This window comes from Ewingella sp. CoE-038-23 (genome assembly GCF_040419245.1).
GTDB lineage: Bacteria > Pseudomonadota > Gammaproteobacteria > Enterobacterales > Enterobacteriaceae > Ewingella > Ewingella allii.
On sequence record NZ_JAZHOH010000001.1, the window covers coordinates 2,592,617 to 2,611,481 of the forward strand.

Annotated in this window: 16 protein-coding genes; 5 read left to right on the plus strand and 11 right to left on the minus strand. The window is 54.2% G+C overall.

What is annotated here, in order from left to right; genetic code table 11:
- Positions 1-40: 40 nt before the first annotated feature.
- The 6 genes from V2154_RS12160 to V2154_RS12185 form a co-directional block, all read right to left on the minus strand.
- On the minus strand, positions 41-1,312 hold the full coding sequence (locus V2154_RS12160; protein ID WP_353502464.1) for an alanine racemase: 1,272 nt from the start codon (positions 1,310-1,312) through the stop codon (positions 41-43).
- A gap of 11 nt (positions 1,313-1,323) precedes the next feature.
- Positions 1,324-2,061: an amino acid ABC transporter ATP-binding protein gene (locus V2154_RS12165; RefSeq protein WP_353502465.1), complete on the minus strand. Its 738-nt coding sequence runs from the start codon at positions 2,059-2,061 to the stop codon at positions 1,324-1,326.
- Positions 2,058-2,702 carry an amino acid ABC transporter permease gene (locus tag V2154_RS12170; RefSeq protein ID WP_353502466.1) on the minus strand — a complete coding sequence of 215 codons (645 nt, stop codon included), beginning with the start codon at positions 2,700-2,702 and terminating at the stop codon, positions 2,058-2,060. Before V2154_RS12170 ends, V2154_RS12165 begins: the two co-directional genes overlap by 4 nt.
- Positions 2,699-3,436 carry an amino acid ABC transporter permease gene (locus V2154_RS12175; protein WP_353502467.1) on the minus strand — a complete coding sequence of 246 codons (738 nt, stop codon included), beginning with the start codon at positions 3,434-3,436 and terminating at the stop codon, positions 2,699-2,701. The genes V2154_RS12170 and V2154_RS12175 overlap by 4 nt, the downstream gene beginning before the upstream one ends.
- 49 nt (positions 3,437-3,485) lie before the next feature.
- Positions 3,486-4,322 (minus strand): ABC transporter substrate-binding protein, encoded by an 837-nt coding sequence (locus V2154_RS12180; RefSeq protein WP_353502468.1) that lies wholly within the window; start codon positions 4,320-4,322, stop codon positions 3,486-3,488.
- A 135-nt stretch (positions 4,323-4,457) separates the two neighbouring features.
- Entirely contained in the window at positions 4,458-4,850 is a 393-nt protein-coding gene (locus tag V2154_RS12185) for a RidA family protein (protein WP_353502469.1), read from the minus strand.
- Between the two features lie 401 nt (positions 4,851-5,251).
- Here V2154_RS12185 and V2154_RS12190 point away from each other — a divergent pair, with 401 nt between their 5' ends.
- Positions 5,252-6,004 carry an IclR family transcriptional regulator gene (locus V2154_RS12190; RefSeq protein ID WP_353502470.1) on the plus strand — a complete coding sequence of 251 codons (753 nt, stop codon included), beginning with the start codon at positions 5,252-5,254 and terminating at the stop codon, positions 6,002-6,004.
- A gap of 62 nt (positions 6,005-6,066) precedes the next feature.
- On the opposite strand, the gene kdgR is transcribed toward V2154_RS12190, so the two are convergent.
- Positions 6,067-6,864 (minus strand): DNA-binding transcriptional regulator KdgR, encoded by a 798-nt coding sequence (kdgR, locus tag V2154_RS12195; RefSeq protein WP_034791220.1) that lies wholly within the window; start codon positions 6,862-6,864, stop codon positions 6,067-6,069.
- A gap of 239 nt (positions 6,865-7,103) precedes the next feature.
- Between kdgR and V2154_RS12200 the strand changes: the two genes are divergently transcribed.
- Complete coding sequence (locus tag V2154_RS12200; RefSeq protein ID WP_353502471.1) at positions 7,104-8,498, plus strand: MFS transporter; 1,395 nt, start codon at positions 7,104-7,106, stop codon at positions 8,496-8,498.
- A gap of 82 nt (positions 8,499-8,580) precedes the next feature.
- Here the strand turns inward: V2154_RS12200 and htpX are convergent, their stop codons facing one another.
- The 4 genes from htpX to V2154_RS12220 all read right to left on the minus strand — a co-directional run bounded on the left by htpX (position 8,581) and on the right by V2154_RS12220 (position 13,121).
- Positions 8,581-9,462 (minus strand): protease HtpX, encoded by an 882-nt coding sequence (gene htpX, locus V2154_RS12205; RefSeq protein ID WP_353502472.1) that lies wholly within the window; start codon positions 9,460-9,462, stop codon positions 8,581-8,583.
- 290 nt (positions 9,463-9,752) lie between these two features.
- Positions 9,753-11,822 carry a carboxy terminal-processing peptidase gene (gene prc, locus V2154_RS12210; protein WP_353502473.1) on the minus strand — a complete coding sequence of 690 codons (2,070 nt, stop codon included), beginning with the start codon at positions 11,820-11,822 and terminating at the stop codon, positions 9,753-9,755.
- Positions 11,823-11,841: 19 nt separating this feature from the next.
- Positions 11,842-12,528 carry an RNA chaperone ProQ gene (proQ, locus tag V2154_RS12215; protein WP_034791228.1) on the minus strand — a complete coding sequence of 229 codons (687 nt, stop codon included), beginning with the start codon at positions 12,526-12,528 and terminating at the stop codon, positions 11,842-11,844.
- Positions 12,529-12,623: 95 nt separating this feature from the next.
- Positions 12,624-13,121, minus strand: a complete 498-nt coding sequence (locus V2154_RS12220; protein WP_185690162.1) for a GAF domain-containing protein — start codon at positions 13,119-13,121, stop codon at positions 12,624-12,626.
- 253 nt (positions 13,122-13,374) lie between these two features.
- On the opposite strand from V2154_RS12220, the gene yebS reads away from it, so the two are divergent.
- The 3 genes from yebS to rsmF all read left to right on the plus strand — a co-directional run bounded on the left by yebS (position 13,375) and on the right by rsmF (position 18,795).
- Positions 13,375-14,622: a membrane integrity lipid transport subunit YebS gene (yebS, locus tag V2154_RS12225; RefSeq protein WP_353502474.1), complete on the plus strand. Its 1,248-nt coding sequence runs from the start codon at positions 13,375-13,377 to the stop codon at positions 14,620-14,622.
- Positions 14,591-17,221, plus strand: coding sequence for a PqiB family protein (locus tag V2154_RS12230; protein WP_353502475.1), 2,631 nt, complete (start codon positions 14,591-14,593; stop codon positions 17,219-17,221). Before yebS ends, V2154_RS12230 begins: the two co-directional genes overlap by 32 nt.
- 125 nt (positions 17,222-17,346) lie before the next feature.
- Positions 17,347-18,795, plus strand: coding sequence for a 16S rRNA (cytosine(1407)-C(5))-methyltransferase RsmF (gene rsmF / locus V2154_RS12235; protein ID WP_353502476.1), 1,449 nt, complete (start codon positions 17,347-17,349; stop codon positions 18,793-18,795).
- Positions 18,796-18,865: the final 70 nt, after the last annotated feature.

Here is an 18,865-nt window from a genome sequence, read left to right on the forward strand (position 1 = left end):
AATAACGTTGCGGCCTTTTTGTATTTCAGACACTTAGTGCTTAAAACGCGGTTTCCAGCGCATCCGTGACGCAGTAGTTGTCATCCACCAGCGGCAGGTAGCGCCATTTATCAAAGGCGGTGCATGGATGGGAAATGCCGCACCCGACCCAATCTCCCGGCTGGAGCTTCTCATCCTCCGGCAGCAGCAAATAGGCATGCTGGTCGTTCACGTCACTGATAGTCAAATGGCTGGCCGCGCGCGGCTCGCTGCCATCGGCATTGCGGATCCACAGCGGGTTTGGCAAATCTTGGTCGAAAGGCACGTCGCGACGGCCAAAATCCACAAAAGCCAGTCCCGGCTCGGGGCGAGACAGCACCCTGCCCCAGATTTCCAATGACGCTTCGAAATGGTGGGTTGCGCCCGGCTGGGCAAAAGGCGCAATGCGCGAATAAAGGCCGCTGTCGTGTGCCATGTAGGCACCCGAGCGGATCAGCGGCGTGACCGGCAGAGGCAAGCTTGCCGCCGTGAAGCAGGCCGTCACCACGTCAAACCACGCCCCGCCCCCCGCGCTAAGAATAATGTTGTCACTGGCGAACAGCTGCTTGTCGGCCAACCGCGCCGCCGTGGCAATCATCATTTCGCAATAGGCTTTCACTCGCGCAATGCCCGCCGCGTCGCGCCCTGCGCCCAGTGCGCCTTCATACCCCGCCACGCCGACCAGCCTCAGCTGGCTGCTGGCGGCAATGGCTTCGGCGATGCTAACTGCCTCCTCCTGCGACCGACAGCCGGTACGGCCGCCACTCACCGACATCTCCAACAGCACGGAGATCTGGCTGTCACCCAGATTCTGCTCCAGCAGCTTCACGCCTTGCAGCGAATCGACATAACAGAGGAAGCCGTGGTCGGGATGATCCTGCTGCCACTGGCCGATCCAGCGGATCCCCGCCGGGTCCACCAGCTCATTGGCTAAAAACACGTTGCGAATGCCGAACTGGCGCAGTGCACGCACCTGAGCCGGGGTTGCCGCCCCCAGCCCCCAAGCCCCGCCTTCGCTAATGGCACGGCGAAGCACGCCCGGCGACATCGAGGTTTTGCCGTGCGCCGCCAGCATCACGCCATTCTCCCGGCAGAAAGCCGCCAGCTGGCGCAAATTATTTTCTAACGCCGACTGCTTCATGATCATCAGTGGCGAAAAGACCTTATCGCTACTTAGTACCGCCGTGCCCTGTGGCAGAGGGGCATCGCCCGCGCCCGCTACTGATTTAAAGCGCGGCGCGGCCTGCTGTGGGTCAAGCTGGCCGTCGGCCCGCAATGGAAATTGAACAGACATGCTTCCTCCGATTAGTGCTCAAGCACGCGGGATAAGAATTGCTGGGTACGCTGATTTTGCGGATTAACAAAAATCTGCTCCGGGGTGCCCTGCTCGGCAATCACGCCTTGGTCCATAAACACCACGCGGTCGGCGGTTTTACGCGCAAAGCCCATCTCATGGGTCACCACCACCATGGTCATACCCTCGCGGGCCAGACTGCGCATCACTTCCATGACTTCGCCCACCAGCTCTGGGTCGAGTGCCGACGTGGCTTCATCAAAGAACATGATTTTGGGTTCGACCGCCAGCGCACGGGCGATCGCCACGCGCTGCTGCTGGCCGCCGGAGAGCTGGGCCGGATAATGGTGTGAACGCTCGGACAGGCCGACGCGCGCCAGCGCCGCCATGCCGCGCTTGTTGGCTTCGGCCACGGAGAGCTTTTGCGCCTTAATCAGCGCCAGCGTGACATTGCCCAGCGCGGTTTTGTGTGGGAACAGGTTGAATTGCTGGAACACCATGCCGACGTGGCCGCAGATCTCGCGGGAGCGCTTCTTGTCATGCAGCGGCACATTGTTGACCCAGATTTCGCCACCGTCGGCGGTTTCCAGACCACTCATGATGCGCAGCACGGTACTTTTCCCGGAGCCAGAAGCACCAATCAGCACCAGCACCTCGCCCAGTGAGACGTCCAGACTGATCTCTTTCAGCACTTGGGTTGAGCCGAAGGATTTCGTCACATTATTCAGCATAATGGCGGGTTTACTCATGATAACTGACTCCTGGTTTGATGATGTTGAACCCAACGGGAAAGCGGGAAACAAACCGCGAAATAGAGCAAGGAAACAAGGCCGTAAATCACCACCGGCTGGCCGACGCGGTCAACAATCGCCTGACCTTGGTGCATCAACTCGGACATGCCAATCATGCTGACAATCGACGTATCTTTAATCAGAGAAAGATATTGGCCGACGAGCGGCGGCAGCACGATGCCACGGGTTTGTGGCAGAACCACGCTCATAAAGGTTTGGCGTTTTGACAGACCAAGGATCCATGAGACTTCCCACTGGCCTTTCGGCACGGCTTCAATCCCGCCGCGAAACACTTCGGCGATATAAGCCCCTTGGTAAATACTCAGGCCCAGAATGCCCGCCGCAAACAGGTTGATGTCATAGCCGAAGTAGGCCACGCCGAAATAGATAAACATCAGGGTTATCAGCACCGGCGTGCCGCGAAACAGCTCGGTATAGAGCACGGCGATCTGCTTGGCTATCGGCAGATTACTGGTGCGCAATACCGCCGCCAGCAGGCCGAGCAAGGTGCTGCCGATAATAGCCGCCACCGAGAGCAGTAAGGTGATCCCCAAGCCTTGCAGCAGAATGGGCAAAGAACTGGTGATTAAATCACTCATGAGGTTTTCCCTCCTTTCGCGGTGTGGGTCAGCCATTTCAGTGGCTGCCGCCATGTGGCTCTTTTACTCGAGGTCACCAGCGCCGGATGGAATAACTTCCGCCCCGCCACACTCCCCAGCCACGAGAAGATATTGCTAAACAGCAGATAGATGACCGTCACGATGCTGAAGGTCTGGATATAGAGCAACGTGCGGGCGTTAATCACCGTGGCCGTGCCGGTCAGTTCCGGCAGCGCGATGGCCGACAGCAGCGAAGTACCCAGCAGCAGCTGGATCAGGTTGTTAATGATGGCTGGCCATACTGCCCGCGCGGCCTGGGGCAGCACCACGCTGATAAACACCTGACTTTTCGGAACGCCCAGCACCCACGCGGCCTCTAGCTGGCCTTTCGGCACTGACTGAATACCCGCACGGAAGGTTTCTGACAGATAAGCTCCGACGTTAATCCCCAGCGCCAACACGCCTGCGGTGAAGGCACTCATGGTGATGCCCATGGAAGGCAGGCCGAAGAAAATGATGAATATCTGCAACAACACCGGCGTGTTACGGATAAATTCGACATAGCAGTGGCTTATCCAGCGCACCACCGCCAGACGGGATGACTTCGCCAACGCCGAGATAAGGCCCAACGATAAGGCCAGCGCAAAGGCGAGAATAGTGACTTGCAGGGTCAGCCACGCGGCGGAAAGAAACGTATCGCCATAGCGCCACAGGGTTAGCCATTGATAACTCATGGTCCTACTCCTTCGAGTGGCGCGGCATCAACTGCCGCGCCCTTTACTATCAATATTGTGGATTCAGCGGGTAGCGAGGTTTGCTGCCAAACCATTTCTGATACAGCGTGGCGTTGTCGCCAGAGGCGTTAATCTCGAAGAGGAACTCATTCAAATAGTTAGCCCACACCTGATCGCCCTGTTTCACGGCAAAGGCGTTGTACTCAAGAGGCACCAGCGCCTCATTGGTCACGGCCAATGTAGGGTCGAGCTTGGCCTGATACGCCAGGAAGTTGTTATCTTCAATCATGGCGTCGGCCTGACCCTGTTTCACCGCCAGAATGGCAGCCTGCGAGGAGTCATATTCCTGAATATTGACTTTAATACCCAGATTGCGCACTTCATCGCCGTTGGTTGAGCCTTTCACCGTCGCGATAGTTTTACCCGCCATATCATGGGCAGATTGAATACCGCTATTTTTGCGCACCAACATCGCCTCGCTCGCCACCACGTAAGGGTTGGTGAAGGTAATTTCTTTAGCGCGATCAAGATTGCGCGTGAAGTTACAGAACACCACGTCGACTTTATTGGTTTGCAGGTTTGGAATTCGGTTGGCGCTGGTGGTATTGACCATTTCCAGCTTAACGCCCATCTCTTTGGCGAGGGCTTTGGCTAAATCAACGTCATAGCCGTCCGGGTTATTATCTTTATCGTAAAAACCGAATGGCGCGAAACTCAGGCAGTCGCCAACGCGCAGCGTGCCGCGCTGAAGCACGGTTTGCAGGGCAGATTGCGGCGCAGCGCCGGCTGCTTTTTTATCGTCGGTCGGCGTACAGCCTGCCAGAATGAGCAATGCCAAGGTGGTGGCAGCGGCTTTGACACTTACTTTCAGCGATGTTGTATTCATTTTTTCTCTCTTTATGTAAATGGAGACTGATATGAAAAATAATTTCACAGAAAAATGAAAAGCAGGTGAGAATAAATACTGTCCCGGTGCGGTCGTAGTATTAAATAAATCGATAGCCAAATTTAATTGAAATAATTATTTACGATCAGAGCGGAAGCATTTCATATCCACTTCTACTTTACAGTCCACAACTAAATCTTGAACGCTACAAATACGGGCTGGAGGATTACCTTTAAATATCTCACTGAATACTTTATTAAATGAACTGAAATAGCGCGCGTCAGTTAATACCGCCGTGACGTGAACCACATCTTCTACCTGATAACCGGCTTCGCGCATGATGGTTAAGCAGTTGTCGAAGGCCAGTTGGGTCTGTTCAATGATGCCACCCTCGACGACTTCGCCGTCAAGCATCGGCGTCTGGCCGGAGATATATAACCAGCCATCGGCCTCTACGGCCCGTGCGAAGGGGAGTTTCTGGCCGCCCGTGCCTGTTCCACCTTCTACACCGTAACGTTTAATCGCCATGCATTACTGCTCCTGTGTGGGAAAATGCTGTGCCTGCATCGACACATCAATCGTCCGATATACTGGACATCAATCTCTGATATCGGACAACTTCAGATTTGCATAGGAAATGAGCTTTTGCAATATGCACTGGATTAATTAGTTTTCGGCGATGTGTTCTGCGTCTCATAAATAAAACTTTCACACTGCGCCTCTGGATGAGAATGTGATCTTTATCTTATTTCTTCTGCCGCCATTAATTGCAGCGCGCTAAAATGGGGCACCAAAATAGAACAGGTTATTTCTCTTTAAATAGATATCAGGATTAATTCTTTAACGCCGGGGATGGGTTAAATTCATCGGGCCGTGTATGATGCGTTTAATATATTCCGTCCGCACCATTACCACAGGGGAGTTGGCTTATGCCAGATGAGAAAGTATCGCGGGCGCGCGGTGTTGACAGGGTTATCGATATTTTTCGCCAATTGCATATTGCCGGCAGGCCCATGGCGATGCGGGATCTGATTGAAGCGACCGGGGCTCCACGCTCGAGCGTCTATGACTTGGTGAGCCTGTTGGGTGACGCTGGCCTGCTGGAGTTAGATGCCGACGGCGCGGTATTTTTCGGCCGCGAGATGCACTATTACGGTGCAGACTACATGGCGCACAATGACCTGATCCGCCGGGCTCATCAGTTGATGGTAGAGATTGTGGCACGCCATGGAGAAACCGTTCAACTCTGTATGTTGGAAGGCAATAAATACACCGTGGTGCTCTCAGAAAGTAACGCGCATCCGTTCAAAATCACCTCAGATATCGGCGTGCGAGTGCCCATTACCTGGACAGCGACCGGGCGCTTGCTGCTGAGCAACTGGTCGGATAGCGATATTCTCAAGCTGATCCCGGAAGAAGACTACCAGCTCGCCAATGGTCAGATCCTGGATAAACAGACCTTTCTCAACGAGATCCACTACGCGGGGCATTTGGGATATTGCATGACGGAAGGCCTATCAGAGAGCTTTACCTGCTGCATGGCCGCGCCGATTCGCTCTCGCGGGGGGCAGGCGGTGGCCGCCATCTGCTTTATGGTCAGTCGCGACACGCCAGAGGAGCGCCGCCAGATGCTGCTGAAAGAGCTGATCGACGCCGGGCGTAAGCTCTCTGACTTAACCTAATTTCCCTAGTGGGTGGCCGTCTCCCCTAACCTGGTTTAACACGAGTTAGGGGAGCCAGCGGATTAGAACGGGTAGTCGTGGTAGCCCAGTTGCTGGGAGATGTTGCGCGCCGCGGTGTGCAGCATGCTGACATAATCGTTTTTGCTCTCTTCAGAGAAACGAATGGTCGGGAAAGAGATACTCAAACCGGCAGTCACCACGCCGAAACGGTCAAACACCGGCACGGCGATACAACGCAGCCCCTGCTCCTGCTCTTCAATATCTTCGCCAAAGCCCTGCTCGCGAACCTTCACCAGCGCGTTACGCAGCGCGTCCGCATCAAGCAGCGTGTTTTCGGTACTGCGGGTAAATTCCATTTCTGACAACAATGAATCCACTTCGCTTCGCTCACCCCACGCCAGCAGCACTTTACCAATGGCGGTGCTATGCAGCGGGTTGCGGCGACCAATGCGAGAATGCATCCGCAGGTTGTACATGGAATCGATTTTATGAATATAAACGATGCCAATGCCGTCCTCATCCAGTGCGCCGAGATGAATGGTTTCGCGGGTTAAGCGAGACAGCTCGCGCATTTGAATATCCGCGCTACGAATAAGATCGACGTTCTGCAACGCCTTCGCGCCCAGCTCAAATAACTTCAAGGTGAGAGAATATTTCTCCGACTCGCCTTCCTGAGCCACATAACCTAGCGATTTCATCGTCTGCAAAAAGCGATAGACGGTACTTTTCGACATCATCACGCGTTGCGAAAGTTCAGTAATACCAATCTCTCTTTCTTCTCCCAGCGCCTGCAAAATGCCAAAAACTTTCAGAACTGAGGAGACGGAATCCGGTTGTTTATCAAGATCTGCGTTAGCCATAACTCTCTTACCTGCCCGCTTTAGTTTTGTTTCAAAAAAAATAGAACACAGTTTTCATTATAATGGCAAGCTTTTGAGAACCGCAATCATCCAGAAGAAAAGCTGAGGTTTGGCGCTAAATATTTCATAACTTTTCTTACAATATTACTAAGGATTCATAGTAATCGCGGTTGGCACTCCAGAGTCATTAGCGTGATAATATTTCCTCTTATTATTACCCCTAATGCCGACACTCATTCATGACACTCACGCCAAATGACGGGCTTCCCGTTCCTCAACGCTATGGGGCGATTCTGGCTATCGCTCTCGGCATTACCGTTTCCGTGCTCGATGGCGCGATTGCCAACGTGGCACTGCCGACCATTGCGAAAGATTTGAACGCCAGCCCGGCATCTTCGATTTGGGTGGTCAATGCCTACCAGCTCGCAGTAACGATTTCGCTGCTGTCGTTGGCGTCATTGGGGGATATTTTTGGCTATCGCCGTATTTATCAGACCGGATTGTTAGTTTTCAGCATTACCTCGCTGTTTTGCGCCCTGTCGGACTCGCTGACCACCCTGACTATTGCGCGCATCTTACAGGGGTTTGGCGCTGCGGCGATCATGAGTGTTAATACCGCGCTGATCCGCATCATTTACCCCCAGCGTTTTCTCGGGCGAGGAATGGGGATCAACGCCCTGATTGTCGCCGTCTCATCTGCCGCCGGGCCGACCGTGGCGGCGGGGATTTTGTCGATTGCGTCTTGGCAGTGGCTGTTTGCTATCAACCTGCCGATTGGTATCGCCGCGCTGGCGCTGGGGGTGAAGTTCCTGCCTGCCAACAGCACCAAAAGTCAGGGCCAGCGTTTCGACTTCACCAGTAGCCTGATGAACGCCCTGACCTTCGGTCTGCTGATCACCGCCATCAGCGGCTTCGCTCAGGGGCAAAATCGCCTGTTGGTGCTGGCTGAAGTGGTGGCGATGATGATCATCGGCTGGTTCTTCGTGCGCCGCCAGCTGTCGCGCCCTTTCCCACTGCTGCCGGTCGATTTGCTGCGCATTCCGATTTTCGCTATGTCGCTCGGCACCTCGCTGTGCTCATTCAGCGCGCAGATGCTGGCTTTCGTGTCGCTGCCGTTCTTCTTGCAGAATACGCTGGGGCTGGATTCTGTCTCCACCGGCCTGCTGCTCACCCCGTGGCCTCTCGCTACCATGGTGATGGCACCTATTTCTGGCCGTCTGGTCGAGCGCTTCCATCCGGGAATGCTCGGCGGTATCGGGCTGATTGTGCTCTCCTTCGGCCTTTATTCAATGTCGATGCTGCCTCATGACCCGTCAAATCTGAACATCGTGTGGCGCATGTTTATCTGTGGTGCCGGATTCGGTCTGTTCCAGTCGCCAAACAACCACACCATTATTACCTCCGCGCCGCGTAACCGCAGCGGCGGAGCCAGCGGCCTGCTTGGCACCGCGCGCCTGCTCGGCCAGACCACCGGCGCGGCGCTGGTAGCCCTGATGTTCAACCTGTTCCCGGACCATGGCACTCACGCCTCGCTGATCCTTGCCGGCACATTGGCGGGCGGCGGCGCGCTGGTCAGCTTTATGCGTATGACCCAGCAAACGGCCAGTCAGAAGGAAGCGGCGGAGAAATCTTAACCGTGCAGGTTCAACAATCCCCAGACATAAAAAAACCCGGCCACCTGAGCCGGGTTTTTCTTTAGCGAGTCACCTACAGTTATTACTTGATGTACTGGCCGCTGCGTAACGCTTCGATACGCTTATCCAATGCCGGGTGCGACATGAACAGCTCGCTGAACGACTTGGACTTACCGTTAATGCAGAACGCCATCATGCTGCCCGCCTCTTGCGGCTCATGGCTGGTTTTCAAACGCTGCAGCGCGGCAATCATCTTCTCGCGGCCAACCAGTTTAGCGGAACCGGCGTCTGCGTAGAACTCACGGTGACGCGAGAACCACATAGTAATGATGCTGGCCAAGATACCGAATACCAGTTCAAGCACGGTGGCAACCGCGAAGTAAATCATCGGGTTACCGCCGTTGCTCTCTTCCCCATCACGGTTGCCGGAAAGGAAACCAGACGCCACCTGAGCAATCAGGCGAGAAATAAAGATAACGAAGGTATTCACGATACCCTGAATCAGCGTCATGGTGACCATGTCGCCGTTGGAAATATGGCTGATCTCGTGGGCGATAACCGCTTCGGCTTCGTCCTGGCTCATGCTTTGCAGCAGGCCGGTACTGACGGCAACCAGAGATGAGTCACGGCGTGCGCCGGTAGCAAAGGCGTTGATGTCCGGCGCGTGATAAATCGCCACCTGTGGCATGGCAATGCCCGCCTGCTGAGACTGGCGACGCACGGTTTCAACCAACCAGCGCTCGGTTTCGTTACGCGGCTGTTCGATGACTTCGCCGCCAACCGAACGTAACGCCATCCATTTAGACATCAGTAAGGATACGAAGGAGCCACCGAACCCGAACAGACCGGCCATGATCATCAGACCTTGCACGCTGCTTGACTGAATGCCCGTAAGGCTCAGCACCAGACCGAAAATCAGCATGACCGCCAGGTTAGTTAACAGGAACAACCCTATACGCATCATAAAATGTCACTTCCTCATTGTTGTTTCGTTTTTTATTGTCAGGTGAAAATCGACAAAACTCATCGACCTGCCTAGATCCTATGGGCTTATGGTGCAGATTCAAGAGTCGGACGCCGTTATGCCCATAAAATCACAATACTTTACAAATTGCAGCGTTTGCTCTCATTTATTTATCCACAATTGTGCATATTCACAACGCCACGGGTTCGCTGCGGCTCGCCCCGTTGCTTGATCACAGGTAATAAAAAAGCGCACCGGAGTGCGCTTTTCGTGTCGACCGAAGTCAGGACTTATTTGCTGGTAGCCGGGGCTTTATCGCCCTGCTCTTTCAGTAGCTTAGCCAGTTCAACGGCAATGTTGTCAGCTTCATCAAGGTACGGGTCTGGAGCGACATAATCTTTAGGTAACTCATCCAAAGATTTCAGCGGCTTCTTACCTTCACGTTTGAAACGTTCGTTCAGACGAGCCAGGCGCGTTGCATCATCCTCTTTGTCTTCTTTATCACGCTGGGCGTAGTTCAGAGAGACGGTATCACGCTTGTCTTTCAACGCTTTGTAGCGCGCGATATCTTGCTGGATGTACTGGAACTCTGGGTCTTTGGCGATACGTGCATCGTGATCTTTCAGCAGTTCAGGTACGAAAGGTTTCAGATCGCCGGTCTTGGTGTAGGTGGCAGCACTGATGCTATCCCACGGCAAGGCGTTATCTTCAAACTTCTCGCCTGTTTCAATCGCTTCAATCCCGGTAGGCATCAGAATGTCAGGGGTTACGCCCTCACGCTGAGTACTGCCGCCGTTGATGCGATAGAACTTCTGAATGGTGTACTGAACAGAGCCCAGCGCAGGCCACTCAGGGCGCAGCATCTGGTCATAAATACGGTTTAGAGAACGGTATTGCTGCACAGTACCTTTACCGAAGGTCGGTTCACCCACAATCAGAGCACGGCCGTAATCCTGCATTGCAGCGGCAAAAATCTCTGACGCAGAGGCGCTGAAGCGGTCAACCAGCACCACCAGCGGGCCTTTGTAGTAAACAACGCCGTCGGTATCGCTATCCTGACGAATGCGACCATTGTTATCACGCACCTGCACGACCGGGCCGCTTGGAATAAACAGGCCAGACAGGGACACGGCTTCGGTCAATGCACCGCCGCCGTTAGTACGCAAATCGATAACCAGACTACTGACATCCTGCTTGGCCATTTTTTGCAGCTGCACTTTAACATCATCAGTCAGGCCAACGTAGAAGCCCGGGATATCCATCACGGCGACTTTTTCGTTTCCGACTTTCTTGATGGTCATCTTAACGGCGCGGTCTTCCAGACGGATTTTCTCGCGGGTCAAAATAACAGTACGGGTTTTGGTACCTTTACCAGCAGGCAGGATTTCGAGACGAACTTTACTGCCCTTCGCGCCTTTGATCAGAGCGACGACGTCGTCGAGACGCCAGCCAATCACATCAACCACGCCTTTGCTGGTGGCTACCTGTCCAACGCCGACGATACGGTCACCCACTGCGATAGCTTTGCTTTTGGCCGCCGGGCCGCCTGCTACCATCGAGTTGATCACGGTGTAATCATCGTCGCCTTGCAACACGGCACCAATACCTTCCAGAGACAGGCTCATTTCAGTATTGAATTGCTCGGTGCTGCGTGGAGACAGATAGTTAGTATGTGGGTCGATTTCATGCGCGAAGGCATTCATCACCAACTGGAAAACATCTTCGCTGTTGCTCTGGGTGAGGCGCTTCATCGCAAAACGATAGCGTTTCGTCAGCACATCACGAATTTCCTGATCGGTCTTCCCGGTCAGCTTGAGGTTCAGCTCGTCATATTTGACTTTGGCATCCCACAGACTGTCCAACTCGGCTTTATCTTTCGGCCAAGGGGCTTTTGCGCGATCAAGATTGATGGTGTCGTTGCCCGTGAAATTCATTGGGCGCGCCAGCACTTCCAACGCATAGGTATAGCGTTCGAAACGGCGTTTTTGAGCCAGATTGAACAACGCGTAAGGCGTATTCAGTTGACCCGTTTTGAGTTCCTCACCCAGCGTGCTGCGTTTATCAGCGAACTGAGCTACGTCGGAGGCCATCAAAACGTTATGGCCATAATCGAGCATGTTGAGGTAACGGTCGAAAATCTTAGCGGAGAAATCTGCATTAAGGTCAAATTGACGATAATGCGAACGGGTAAAGCGTGCCGTAACACGCTCGCTTACCGTTGCGTCCTGAGGCTCTTGTGTCAGTTGCTTGAGCTGGTCGATAGTTACCGGGGCACTATCGTTCGCATAACTGGTGTTAACCAGACTGGCTCCTGACAACAAAAGACCTGCAATAACGCTTAATCTGACAAATTTGTTCATGCCTGAGTTGGCCTCCGTATCAGAACTGCAAGTGTTCTGCGCGCACGATCATCGCCAGACCCGTAGAGAGCTGAACTCGAACACCGTCTTTGGCAATTTCCAAAACGGTGGCGTCCATAGCACTCTGACCGGCTCTCACTTTGATCTCTTGGCCAATTTGCAGTTTTGAGATATCTGTGACTGGCACCTGACGCGGTTCACGTTTTTCCTCACGCGGTGGGCGAGGTGCACGTGGTTTGCGATTTTCTTGACCAGCTACAGCAGCAGGCGCGTTTTCACGGCGCGGCGCAGGTTTTTTAGCAGCCGGACGTGGACGACGTGGTTCGGCTTCACCCGCTTCACGACGCTTAGCCTGTTGTTCAGCACGTTGTGCTTGAACACGAGCTTTCGCTTCTTCTAATTGTTTACGGGCATGTTCGACGTGCTGTTCTTCCAGCTCACCACATGCATTACCGTCAAGGTCAACGCGCTGTGCGCCAACTTTAACGCCGTACAAATAACGCCAGCTTGAGGTATATAGACGCAGAGCAGAGCGCAGCTGAGTTTTACTCAGATTCTCTTCGCCTTGCACGCGCTCGACCAAATCCGCAAAAATACCGATCTTTAAAGGACGAGCTTCGCCTTCGGCGCTAAAACAGAGCGGGAAACGCTCGGCCAAAAAGGCAATGACTTCTTTACTACTGTTCAACTTAGGTTGATTTTCCATGAAATTTCCTGATTACAACGGGTTTGCCAACCGGCGCAGGCATGAACAGGCGTCATTATAATGACGCCACCGTTAAATGCCACGTTATCCGTAGATCAACTTGCGATCAGATTGACATATTTTGCTGCATCGCTGTTTTGCAGATGCTGGCAAAGCCCGGCAACTAACTCTGTCAGCCCTTGTTCATCCGCTTCGTCGAAGCGTTGATAGACGGTGCTATCGATGTCCAGGACGCCAATCACTGTGCCATTAACGCTAATCGGTAAGACGATTTCTGCGTTACTTGCTGCGTCACAGGCGATATGCCCGGGGAACGCATGCACGTCACCGACGCGCTGCACGGCGTTTTCAGCCACGGCAGTCCCACAAACGCCCTTTCCTACCGGGATGCGCACGCAGGCAATTTTGCCCTGAAAAGGTCCAAGCACCAGTGTGGAACCATCCATAAGATAGAATCCAGCCCAGTTAACCCCTTCAAGACGCTCATAAAGTAAGGCGCTGGCATTCGACAGAGTAGCAATAAAATTGTTCTCTCCGGCGATAAGCGCGTTCAGATCACGTTTTAATTCCGCGTAGAATTCTTGTTTATTCATGTAATAACCAATAATGACCCAAGGGCAGTCAGCCGATATGTTGTGCTTAACCCATATAAAATAAGCATTAAATACTCATCTGAACAAGGTTAATCCTATGTCACTTCAAAAAGACTGACCTACAATGACTGTTTGCCGACCGCATAATACGTTATTTTGTTAAAAATACCTGACAGATCTTAACATCCCTGCCCTGTAGAGCATTTCAGGGTAAGTACAATGATAACAACAGGCAAATCTACACTCAGGCTCTATGAAAATACGCACATTGTCAGGACCTTTACCGCAGGCACGCTATCAGCGTTGTAATGAATGCGATTACCTCTTTTCTATTCCTGACCTGAAGAAAACGCAAACTGCGCATTGTCCGCGCTGCAATGCCAAGGTGGAAAAAGGCCGGGTCTGCTCCCTGTCGCGTCTCATTATTATCGCCATTAGCATCTTGGTGCTGATGCCGTTCGCCTTCACCGAGCCATTAATCAGCATCCGTCTGCTGGGGACCCGCATTGATGCCAGCCTGTTCGAAGGTATCTGGCAGATGTCGAGCCAAGGCTCGCCGCTTACCGCCAGCATGGTCGCCTTCTGTACCATTGGCGCGCCGGTCACTTTAGCCGGTTCTATCCTTTATCTGCACTTTGGCAGCCGTTTGGGGATGAACCTCAAGCCGGTGCTGTTGATGCTCGACAGGCTTAAAGACTGGGTGATGCTCGACATCTATCTGGTCGGCATGGCGGTGGCTAGCATCAAAGTGAAAGAGTACGCCGACATCGACGTTGGCCCGGCGCTGTTGGCTTATCTAATGATGACCGTGCTGGTGACGCTGACGCTGATCAACCTGAATATCGAGCAGCTTTGGGAGGAGTTCTATCCGCAGCCGCGCCCGAAAGGTCAGCCCTCCACCTTTAAGCTCTGCCTGTCGTGCAAATTTACCGGCCACGCCGATGACAAAGGCCGCTGCCCGAGGTGCCACGTGCCGATGACGGTGCGTTACAAACATAGCCTGCAGAAGACCTGGGCGGCGCTGATTGCCGCCATGGTGTTCCTGTTGCCGGCGAACCTGATGCCGATTTCGATTATTTATCTCAATGGGCAACGCACCGAAGACACGATATTCTCCGGCGTGGTTTCACTGGCGACCTCCGGCAACGTGCCGATTGCCGCCATCGTCTTTATTGCCAGCGTTCTGGTGCCTTTCACCAAGGTTATCGTGATGCTGACTTTACTGTTGAGTATTCATTTTAAGGCGATTCAAGGATTGAAAACGCGGATACGCTTACTGCGGGTAGTGACCTGGATTGGTCGCTGGTCGATGCTTGATCTGTTTGTCATTTCCTTGATGATGTCGTTGGTTAACCGTGACCAACTGTTGTCATTTACAATGGGACCGGCGGCCTTCTTCTTTGGGACCTCCGTGATCCTTACAATACTTGCCGTAGAATGGCTTGATAGCCGCTTGATTTGGGATGCACATGCAACAGGAAACGCCGAATACACCGACTGAAGCGCGGGTTAAAAACAGACGCCGGATATCGCCTTTCTGGCTTCTGCCTTTTATTGCCTTATTGATAGCGGGCTGGCTTATCTACAGCAACTATCAGGAAAGAGGCACCACCGTTACCATTGATTTCCAGTCTGCCGCCGGGATTGTCGCGGGGCGAACCCCTGTGCGCTATCAGGGGGTGGAAGTCGGCACCGTCGAGTCAATCAGTCTGAGCAAAGACCTGCGCACCATCATGGTCAAGGTCAGCATCAAGAGCGACCTGTCGGACTCCTTGCGCGATGGCACCCAGTTCTGGCTGGTCACGCCTAAGGCCTCACTGGCCGGGGTTTCTGGTCTGGATGCCTTAGTTGGCGGTAACTACATCGGCATGATGCCCGGTAGCGGCAAAGAGAAAGATCACTTCGTCGCGCTGGATACGCAGCCGAAATATCGTCTGAATACCGGCGAGTTAATGATTCATCTGCACGCGCGGGATCTTGGCTCCCTGAGCAACGGCTCGCTGGTTTACTACCGTAAAATTCCGGTGGGTAAAGTTTATGATTACGATATTGAAGCCGGAAACGATGGCGTCACTATCGACGTTCTGATTGAGCGCCGTTTCGCCCATTTGGTGAAAGACACCAGCCGCTTCTGGAATGTCTCCGGCTTTAAAGGCGATTTCAGCCTCAGCGGCGCGAAAGTTGAGATGGAAAGCCTCGCCGCGCTGGTCAACGGAGCTATCGCCCTCGACTCGCCGATTGATGGCAATTCGGCCAAACAAGAGCAGTCCTACGAGCTATACCCTGATTTGGCGCAGAGCCAGCGCGGGGTAGAGATCGACCTCGACTTACCCAACGGCGACGGGCTGAAAGAGGACCGCACCCCACTGATGTACCAGGGTTTGCAAGTCGGTACCCTGACCAAAGTGACCCTTCAACCAGACAACAAGGTAACGGGGAAACTCACGGTTGACCCGTCGGTGATTGACATGATGCGCACCGGCACGCGCATTGAGATGAATAGCCCGAAAATCAGCCTGAGCAATGCCAAGCTGAGCCAACTGCTGACCGGCAACACGCTGGAGCTGATCCCGGGCGAAGGCCAGCCGCAGAAGCACTTCACCGTGCTCGACAGCAATCAGCGCCTGCTGCAAGACCCGGGCGTTTTGCAAATTCAGCTTAATGCCCCAGAAACCTTTGGTATTGATGCCGGACAGCCGGTGATACTTCACGGCATCGCCGTCGGCCAAATCCTTGACCGCAAAATGACCGATGAAGGCATTGTGTTTAACATCGCGATAAAGCCTGAATACAAAGGGCTGTTGCACAAAGACAGTAAATTCGTGGTCAACAGCCGCGTTGATGTCAAATTAGGCATCGACGGCATGGAAGTGCTAGGCGCCAGTGCCCAAGAGTGGGTTGACGGCGGCGTGCGCATTATTCCGGGCGGTAAAGGCGAACCGGCGAAAAAATACCCGCTCTTCAGTAACGCTGAAAAAGCCGCCGAAGGCATTCAAGGGGAGCAGCCGGGCGCCACGCTGACGCTCACCGCCAAGAGCCTGCCGGACGTGCAGGCGGGTTCCGTGGTGCTGTATCGCAAATTCCAGGTTGGGCAAATTGTGGATGTCACGCCAAAAGCCAACGACTTTGACATCGACGTCTATATCCGCCCTGAATACCGTAAGTTGCTCACTGACAAGAGTATTTTCTGGGCCGAGGGTGGCGCGAAAGTACAGCTGAATGGCAGCGGATTGACCGTCCAAGCTTCGCCGCTCGACCGCGCGCTGAAAGGTGCGATCAGCTTCGATAACAATGAAGGCGTCACGCTGAGCAAAGGCGCGAAACGCGTATTGTATGAGTCAGAAACCGCCGCGCGCGCCGTAGGCAGCCAAATCACGCTGAATACTTACGACGCCAGCAAGCTCTCTGCCGGAATGCCAATTCGCTACCTAGGTATCAACATTGGTCAGGTTGAGTCGCTGAAGCTCGAGTCGAAACTGAATCAAGTCTCAGCCAAAGCCGTGCTCTACCCTGAGTATGTCGACACCTTCGCCCGCATGGGGACGCGATTCTCTATCGTTTCACCGGAAATTTCCGCCGGCGGGGTTAGCAATCTCGACACCCTGTTGCAGCCTTACATCAATGTGGAAGCAGGCAAAGGCCCGGCCTCGCGCACCTTCGACCTGCAAGAATCGACCATCACCGATTCCCGTTACACCGATGGCTTGGGCATCGTGATGGATGCAGCCGAGGTAGGTTCGCTGCAAATCGGCACGCCAGTGCTGTTCCGCGGTATCGAAGTGGGCACCGTGACCGGCTTCTATCTGGGCGCGATGGCTGACCGGGTTAACGTCACGCTGCGTATCAGCAAGAAGTACCAGTATCTAGTGCGCGACAACAGCGTGTTCTGGCTGGCTTCGGGCTATAACCTGCAGTTTGGGCTGACCGGCGGAATGCTGAAAAGCGGCACCTTCCAGCAGTTCATTCGCGGCGGTATTGCTTTCGCTACACCGCCGTCCACGCCGGTGGCACCAAAAGCCGGAGCGGGCCGCCACTTCCTGCTTAATCCCGAAGAGCCGAAAGATTGGCAGAAATGGGGCACGGCGATCCCGAAAAACTAAGTTTCGCCGCGTGATGTGATAAGGCCGCCTTCGGGTGGCCTTTTTGTTGCTGCACCGCGCCTCGTCGGAACATGGTAAACTTGCGCCAATTTGATTTTCCGTTTCCTCTGCGACGAGACCTTCCTTTGTCCAAACCAACTCAATTTGTGGCGAAATTGCCACCCGCGTTCCTTGATGCAACCCGTGAAATCATGCCAGCCTCTCTGAGCATGGACGACTTTATTGCCGCCTGTAATCAGCCGCTGCGCCCCAGCCTGCGGGTTAACACGCTAAAAATCAGCGTCGACGACTTCCTTGCGCTGGCAGCCAGCTACCAGTGGGAGCTGACGCCGGTGCCGTGGTGCGCCGAAGGCTTCTGGATTGTCCGTCAGGGCGATGATGAAACCCGTCTGGGTAACGCGCTGGCGCACCTCGCCGGGCTGTTTTACATTCAGGAAGCCAGCTCCATGCTGCCGGTGACTGCCCTGTTTGCCAACGACACCCAGCCGACGCTGGTGATGGACGTGGCGTCTGCGCCCGGCTCTAAAACCACGCAAATCGCCGCGCTAATGAATAATCAGGGCGGCATCGTCGCCAACGAATATTCCGCCAGCCGCGTGAAGGTCCTGCACGCCAATATCAGCCGCTGCGGCGTGGCAAACACCGCCCTCACCCATTTCGACGGACGGGTGTTTGGCGCGGCGCTGCCAGAAACCTTCGACGCCATCTTGCTCGACGCCCCCTGCTCGGGCGAAGGCGTGGTGCGTAAAGACCCGGATGCCATGAGTAACTGGTCACCAGAGAGCGTGGTCGAGATTGCCGCCACCCAGCGCGAACTGATTAACAGCGCCTTCCACGCCCTGAAGCCGGGCGGCACCTTGGTTTATTCCACCTGCACCTTGAACGCGCAGGAAAATCAGCAGGTCTGCCAATGGCTGTTGGATGAATATCCAGATGCCGTGGAAGTCGAGTCGCTGGCCGACCTGTTCGACGGCGCGCAGAAGGCGCTGACCGCCGAGGGGTATCTGCACGTTTTCCCACAAGTTTATGACAGCGAAGGCTTTTTCGTTGCACGCCTGCGCAAAACGGCTTCGATTGATCGCCTGCCAACGCCGGGCTACAAAGTGGGGAAATTCCCCTTCTTCCCTCTGTCGCGCAAAGAGAGCGCCGAGGTGGTCGCCGCAGCGCAAAAGTCCGGCATTGTTTGGTCCGACCAAGAGATTGCCATTTGGGAGCGAGATAAAGAGCTGTGGCTTTTCCCACGCGTGCTCGAGCCGCTGTTCGGCAAAGTGCGTTTTTCGAGGATTGGCATGAAGCTGGCTGAGCGTTTCTCCAAAGGCTTCCGCTGGCAGCATGAAGCCGTCGTCGCGCTGACCACGGGCTCTGGCGATAGCCAATTTGCCCTTGACGATGAGCTGGCACAGGCGTGGTTCCGGGGCGTGGATATTTACCCGCCCGACTCTCCAACCCGCGATGAATGCATCGTGACCTGGCAGAATCAGCCACTTGGGCTGGCAAAACGCATCGGCAGCAGAATAAAAAACAGCTTACCGCGTGAACTGGTGCGCGATGGTGCTATTCGCCCTCATAAGTGAGCATTAGTCCACCATTAATAGCACTGAGCTATTAGCAAAACTTGAGTTATTTTTAAGGCGCTCGTCAATT